This window comes from Bacillus sp. ISL-7, assembly GCF_018613065.1.
In genome coordinates this window covers 24,250-31,233 of record NZ_JAGGQW010000093.1, presented here as the reverse complement: position 1 = coordinate 31,233, position 6,984 = coordinate 24,250, and the positions used below count along the sequence as shown (strand labels likewise).

Genomic DNA, 6,984 nt, shown 5'->3' with positions numbered 1-6,984 from the left:
CGTAAGTTTTTCAGTGCCCTCGTTCTTCAACTGAAAGAGGTAGAAAAACCTTCTCCTAAGGAAAATGAAATCCTGGTAAAAGTAAAAGCGACAACCGTAACAGTAGCAGATATTCGGGCACGGAGTTTTACAGTTCCTCCCGCTTTTTGGCTGCCTGCCCGACTAACACTTGGTTTTAGACAACCCAAAAAAACTACATTGGGAATGGAGTTAGCTGGGGAAGTTGAGGCAGTAGGGAAAAATGTCAAAAGGTTTAAGGAAGGTGATCAGGTTTTTGCTGCTTCTCTTTTGGGGTTTGGTGCTTATGTTGAGTATAAGTGTCTGCCTGAAGATGGACCAGTATCTATTAAGCCCTCCAATTTAACATATGAGGAAGCCGCTGCCATTCCTATTGGAGCACGCACCGCATTGTATTTTCTTAGAAAAGCTAACATTCAGAGCGGTCAAAGGGTTCTAGTTTATGGTGCTTCAGGAAGTGTAGGAAGTTATGCAGTTCAGATTGCCAAATATCTCGGAGCAAATGTTACAGGAGTATGCAGTACCACGAATATAGAATTGGTAAAATCTCTTGGAGCGGATCAGGTAATTGATTACACTGCAGAAGATTTTTCGAGTAAAGGCGAGACTTATGATGTGATCTTTGAAGCGGTTGACAAGAGCTCGTTTTCGGCTTGTATGAAATCGCTAAAGAAGGACGGAACCTATATAAATGTCACTGTACCGATACCAGGTGTTCGGATGCTATGGACTAAATTGACAAGCAGCAAAAAACTAATATTGAGTCAAAACTCACCTGAAACTTCAGAAGCACTAGATTTTCTTAAAGAACTTGTTGAGACGGGGAAGTTAAAAGTGGTCATTGACAGATCCTATGCGTTTGAAGAAATCGTTGAGGCTCATAGATATGTCGAAAAAGGACACAAAAAGGGAAATGTTGTCATAACGGTGGAACCTAACAACAAATCCTAAAATATGAAGGACTATACTAATGTAGTTTGGGAGAAAGTTAAATAAAGTAATACGAGGATTTTCTAAATTAGAGATGTTTCCAAATCTATGGGGACAATTTGGAGAAGATCCTCTAGGTTAAGGTGCTCTTCGTGGGAAAATGGTGAATTTTGATTGATGGTCTATTTGAAAAGCCTTATGATTAAATTACTGAAATTTGAGGCATACGAAAAGATTTGTTTTCAACTAGAAGGACGTATGCTATCTATCATGAAAACAGGATGTGTTAGCATGAACGTCAAGGTTTCGGAGGAGAGTTATAGCCACGAGGTAGTTGCAGGTGACCGTAAGATTGTTACATCTGCATCCGTTTTCGGGATTCTCAGGCAGCAACTGGCAAAGAATATTGGCATTAAGAGGATAAAGGGATTTTTATTTCATTATGGCTGGGAAATGGGTGTCAAAATTGCCAATGAAGTGGTGCAAACCGAATCCTCACTAGAAAATCTCATCAAACATGGGCCGATTCTTCACATTCAAAATGGGCATATAAGAGGGATTAAACATGATTGCTCTTATGAGTTAGATGAACAACGCCGGATCCAATATTTCTTTTCATCCGGAACATGGATTGATTCTTATGAGGCTGAGGAGCATATAAAGCATCTCGGAGTATCTAATGGTCCGGTTTGTCACACATTGAGCGGATTTGCGAGCGGTTTTATGACAACAATATTTGGAGAATCGCTTCTGTCGAGAGAAATCACTTGTGTGGGGAAGGGCGATTCGGAGTGCCGATGGGTGATGAAGCCCAAAAAGGAATGGGAAAAGGAACTTCAAGATGAGCATGAACTCGATTATTATAATGAAACACCGATTGTAAAAGAACTTGAGTTAACCTATGACCAATTATTGGATCAGAAAAATGTCGTCACTCGCTTGGCCAATTTTCAAAACAAATTGACCGAAGAGATTATTAATGGCAGTGATTTGCAAACCTTAGCTGATATGGTATATAAAATGATGCAAATCCCTATTATCGTTGAGGATACGTTACATCGAACGATTACCTATTCGGGGCTATCGAAGGAAAAATATTTGGATTATCGAGACGATATGGAAAGTTATCTTCAAGAAAATCGATTAAGCACGAAGTCACTTTTACCCTTTAGAAAAAAAGTGATCAAAACTTCGATTCAAGAACGTCTCATCACCCCAATACTTTTACAAAAAGAGGTAATCGGTTATTGTACCTTGCTTTATGATGAAATGAAAAATCACCATCACGAAGAGGATTATTTGTTTTTAGACCGATTTGCCAATGCAGCCTCACTCATTCTCTTAAATGAGAAAACAAAGGTAGAAACGTTTGAGAGAATGAAGGGGAATTTTCTTGAACAAATAGTAGAGGGCAGGCTGTCTACAAATGAGATCATCAATCGAGGGAAATATACTGGTGTAGATCTTGAGCAGAAATACTATCTATCGGTAGTGGAATATAAAAAAATCCAAAGTTCAATTGAAGATGAGTTTCTTCTGCAGGAACATATTTTTGAAACGACCTTTCATTATTTCAATGAGAAAAAGCATAATATCTTGGTTGGACACCGTGATGGCAACATGGTGTTATTGATAACCAATGAAACCATTCAAAAGAAAGCGATCTATGATGTGATAAAAGAATACCTCGATTATATGTTAAAAAGATATCCACAAGGTCATTTTAAATGTGGTATCAGCCATTTAGAGGATGATATTTGCCAAGCATCCAGATGTTACGAGGAAGCAACCATTGCTTTACGATTAGCAGTCAAGAAGCATATCGTCCCGTTTCAATCATTAGGAATCGTAGGGGTACTGATTAACGCGAAAAATATCAGTGGGATTAAACTAATTGCTGAGCAAGAATTAGGACCTCTATATAACATGACAGATCCAAAAATCCTCGAACTTCTAAAAACTTTGTATAGTTTTTTGTTGAATGGGGGAAAGCTTGAGCAAACGATGAGTGATTTGTCTTTATCGATGAGCGGGCTCCGGCATAGGATTAGCAGAATCGAAAGCTTATTAGAAAAAGACCTTCGCGATTCAGATGAAATGCATCAATTACTACTGATTATAAAATCGTTGATTGCCATAGGGGAACTCACATTAGATTAGAGCCATCCGGAATAAGCCGGGTGGTTTTTCTTCTGCCTTTTTCCACCGCTGATTTCTCTTGGATGAACAAATTTTGTCTAGTAAATTAAAAAACATAGACATTTTTTGCCCTAGTATGAAAATTACAAATTATATAAACTTTATTTACAAGGTTGAAATAGTAAAAACCTAGTTCAATTTCAAATGTAAGCGGTGCCAGCTAAATGGACCAACGGACGTTAGTCCATAACCTATTATTTTTCTCAACAATTATATCTAATCAAACAGAAGGGGTGTAGAACGATGGCAAGTTTTGTATTAAAAGGGGAAGATGTCACAGTTGAAGATTTACTAGCCGGAGCGGAGCGAATTGGAAAATTGGCAGAGCAAGAAGCACTAGAAGCAGAGAAAAATGCGACTATATCACAAAATGTGGTGAACCTCATCAAAGAAACGCAAATTTCACGGATGATGCTTCCAAAAAAATATGGCGGACCACAGGCAGATTTGAAAACGTTTGCTAAGGTCGTTCGTAAGGTGGCGAATTACAATATTTCAGCAGCTTGGCTTACCTATCTTTATCCGCTTCATAATATGCTTCCAGCATTTCTTCCTGAAAAGGGTGCAGACGAAATCATTCATCAGGGCGGATTAATTTGCGATATCTTTGCTGCATTAGGAAAAGCAGAACGGGATGGCGATGGTTATCGTATCAGCGGCAAGTGGAGTTTTGTCAGTGGTGTCAATTATAGTGATTGGGTTGGTGTTGGGGTTATGATTCAGTTTCCTGACAGCGAACAACCTGTATATTGTTTGCCAATGCTAAAAACATCCGAGGTGGAAGTGGTCCATAACTGGGATACATTTGGCTTAAGAGGATCAGGAAGTAACCAAATTATTGCCGATCAAGTGTATGTCCCAATGGAGCGGATTTTGCGTTTAGATCAAGCAGAGCTTACAAGAAGACCACCGCTAGAAGAATATGAAATAGACTATCCTTTTTATCATGTCCCATTCTTTCCCTCCTTCTATTTGGGATTCGGTTACATGGCCCTGGGCGGGGCAGAACGGATTCTTAAGGAATTTAAAGTGCTTACTGAAAAACGTGTGCGCTTAATGGATGGAGTAAGGGAAAGTGAGTCACCAAGAAGTCAGCGGGTATTAGCCGAAATGACAACTGATTTCCACCTGGCGGAAGCTTTGCTAGAAAAATATATTAATCTGCTAGAAAACTTTGAAACAGATGGCTGTATAACTCCTCCATCTGAATTCTTTGCAATCCGCACAAAAGCGATTAAGATTTGCACGGATATTGCCGTAAGATCTCTGTTAACTCTTGGCGGAGGTGCTCTTTATAAAGGCGGACCAATGGAATTGTTCTTAAGGGATATCATCGCCGTTGCTACACATAAAACTTCTTTATACGAAGATGCGGTTGCTGCATATGGTCAGGAGTTATTCGGTTTTAACAGTGGAGTTAGGGGTTAAATTCGAAGGGTACGAATCATAGCTAACAAGCTTTATAGAAATTTTTATCACAGGAGGATTTTTAAAATGGATGATCGTCAGTTTCGCAGTGCAATGGGTAAGTTTGCCACAGGGGTAACCGTTATTGCCACAGAAGTAGAGGGAGACGTTCACGGAATGACAGCGAATGCGTTCATGTCTGTGTCGCTTGACCCAAAACTTATCGTTATTTCTATCGGGGAAAAGGCAAAGATCTTAAACAAAATAAAAGAAAGCAAGATTTTCACTGTGAATATCTTAGCCGCTGACCAGCAAGAGCTTTCAATGATTTTCGCTGGACAATTGAAGGAGCACAAGGAAGTGGTCTTTGACCGCCTTGATGGAAAGCCGGTATTATCTGGTGCTGTTGCACAAGTTGCATGTGAAGTATCAGCTGAACATGTTGAAGGGGACCACACCTTGTTTATTGGCAAAGTAACGGATATTCACCTTGAAGATGCAGAACCACTGATTTTTTATAATGGAAAGTACCGTTCATTAGTAGAAGTATTGCCTGTGACAATCTAAGGATGATGAGAGGAGACTGTTATGGAAACAATTCATGTAAACCGGAGTAATTTGGCAGAATGGCAGGAAAAGGCGAGGCCAAATGTGATGGCCCTTGGTTGTTTCGACGGTCTCCATCATGGACATTGTGCAGTCATCAACACCGCTTATCAAAAGGCAAGCGAAAAACAAATGCCTTTTGCTGTCATGAGTTTCTTCCCACATCCGAAAACCGTTATCTCCAATGGAAACATTCACGTCCATTATTTAATGCCGCTTGCGGAAAAAGAGACGAAGCTTCGGAACATGGGAGTCGATACGTTTTATATTGTTGAATTTGATAAAGAGTTTGCCGGATTATCGCCAGAACAGTTTGTTGCGCAATACTTAAATGGTCTTGGTGTAATTCATGCAGTCGCAGGATTTGATTTTTCATATGGCTCTCGTGGTGCTGGTAATTTGGAACGGTTAAAACAGGACTCAGGCGGTCGAATTGATGTCACCAAAGTAGCAAAGGTAGAGCTCCGGGGCGAAAAAATAAGTTCCACCTGTATTCGTGATCGGCTGTTAAACGGGAAGGTTGCAGAACTGCACGATTTACTCGGTCGATTCTATGAAACTCCATGCGAATGGGATGAAATATCATTCACACTTTACCCCTATTATACTCTTCCAGGTCCAGGAAGCTATGAGGTTACCTTAAGAAATGAAAGAGGTTCTTTTCAAACAAAAGTAGCCGTAATGAATGATGGTACAACGCTCAAATGTATCGATGTTATGCCTTTATTTTTAAAGGGGAAACTATCCATTATTTGGCATAAAGAAATAGCTGAGTCTAGAAAATTAAGGATATCTTAAAAAAAGGAGAGGATCAAATGGCTAAAATTATTGCAGGTGTCGCAATGTCGCATAGTCCGATGATCATGACAAATGAGGCGGGAGGCGGAGATAAAGGACAGCACTTCCTCCAAACTGCGTCTGAAATGAGGAAGGTACTCGAAGATTCAGGAGCAGACGTGATTGTATTGATATCGGATGATCATTTCAATAGTTATTTCTACGACCAAATGCCTGCATTTACCATTGGGATTGGCGAATGTGAAGGCTGGGGAGACTGGCAGCTGCCGAAATACAATATCCCTGTGCAGGAAGACTTAGCGAAGCATATCCTTCACACCGGTTTAGACAGCAATATTGATTTTGCCTTTACGTTAAAAATGAAAGTCGATCACGGCCATACACAAGGAATTTACTTCTTAAATCCAGATTTGAAAATTCCAGTGGTTCCAATAGCTGTGAATACATCGGCGCCGCCGCTGCCAACGATGGACCGCTGTTTCCAAGTCGGCGAAGTGATTCGTAAAGCGATTGAGTCATGGGATAAAGATCTTAAAGTTGCAATTGTCGCTTCGGGTGGTTTATCTCACTGGGTGCCGATTCCAAAGATTGAGAGTGAAAAGCCAGAAGACCAATCCTTGATACAAGTCTTAAAAAATGGCCGTCAGGAAATAGACCAGCTGGATGAATATTTAAAGTTACGGGAAACAAATGTCACACGAATTAAATCAGGGCCCGTTAATGAACAAATGGACCGTGAATTTTTACGATTGATTACCGAGAAGGATTTTACTGCATTAAGAAACTGGAGTGCTGATTATATTGAGGAGCATTTAGGGAATGGCGGTCAGGAAATTCACAACTGGCTTGTCCTGCTTGGTGTACTGCAAAGCTTGGATGCAAGTGTCGCATGCTATGAGCCAATTCCGGAATGGGTAACAGGTATGGCGATTGTTCAGTTTAGTCAGCCGGTTGACCAAAATCATCCTGAACAAGCATCTGAAAACAAAGTAAGCATTTAAGGTTAGCAGCGGGAACCACTCTCGA

The 6,984-nt window shown here is 40.3% G+C and carries 6 protein-coding genes; all 6 read left to right on the top strand.

Going from position 1 to position 6,984, the window contains the following annotated elements; translation table 11 throughout:
* Positions 1 to 30 precede the first annotated feature (30 nt).
* The 6 genes from J7E66_RS29675 to J7E66_RS29650 all read left to right on the top strand — a co-directional run bounded on the left by J7E66_RS29675 (position 31) and on the right by J7E66_RS29650 (position 6,959).
* A complete protein-coding gene (locus J7E66_RS29675) occupies positions 31 to 969 on the top strand; it encodes an NAD(P)-dependent alcohol dehydrogenase (RefSeq protein ID WP_251033209.1) in 939 nt (312 codons plus the stop codon).
* Positions 970 to 1,239: 270 nt separating this feature from the next.
* On the top strand, positions 1,240 to 3,108 hold the full coding sequence (locus J7E66_RS29670; RefSeq protein WP_215007122.1) for a V4R domain-containing protein: 1,869 nt from the start codon (positions 1,240 to 1,242) through the stop codon (positions 3,106 to 3,108).
* Positions 3,109 to 3,390: 282 nt separating this feature from the next.
* Positions 3,391 to 4,575: an acyl-CoA dehydrogenase family protein gene (locus J7E66_RS29665; RefSeq protein WP_215007119.1), complete on the top strand. Its 1,185-nt coding sequence runs from the start codon at positions 3,391 to 3,393 to the stop codon at positions 4,573 to 4,575.
* Between the two features lie 66 nt (positions 4,576 to 4,641).
* The gene (locus J7E66_RS29660; protein WP_168241969.1) at positions 4,642 to 5,121 is read left to right on the top strand and encodes a flavin reductase family protein; all 480 of its coding nucleotides are present in this window, start codon (positions 4,642 to 4,644) and stop codon (positions 5,119 to 5,121) included.
* A 21-nt stretch (positions 5,122 to 5,142) separates the two neighbouring features.
* Positions 5,143 to 5,958, top strand: a complete 816-nt coding sequence (locus J7E66_RS29655) for an FAD synthetase family protein (protein WP_215007116.1) — start codon at positions 5,143 to 5,145, stop codon at positions 5,956 to 5,958.
* A 17-nt stretch (positions 5,959 to 5,975) separates the two neighbouring features.
* On the top strand, positions 5,976 to 6,959 hold the full coding sequence (locus J7E66_RS29650; RefSeq protein WP_215007113.1) for a DODA-type extradiol aromatic ring-opening family dioxygenase: 984 nt from the start codon (positions 5,976 to 5,978) through the stop codon (positions 6,957 to 6,959).
* Positions 6,960 to 6,984 lie beyond the last annotated feature (25 nt).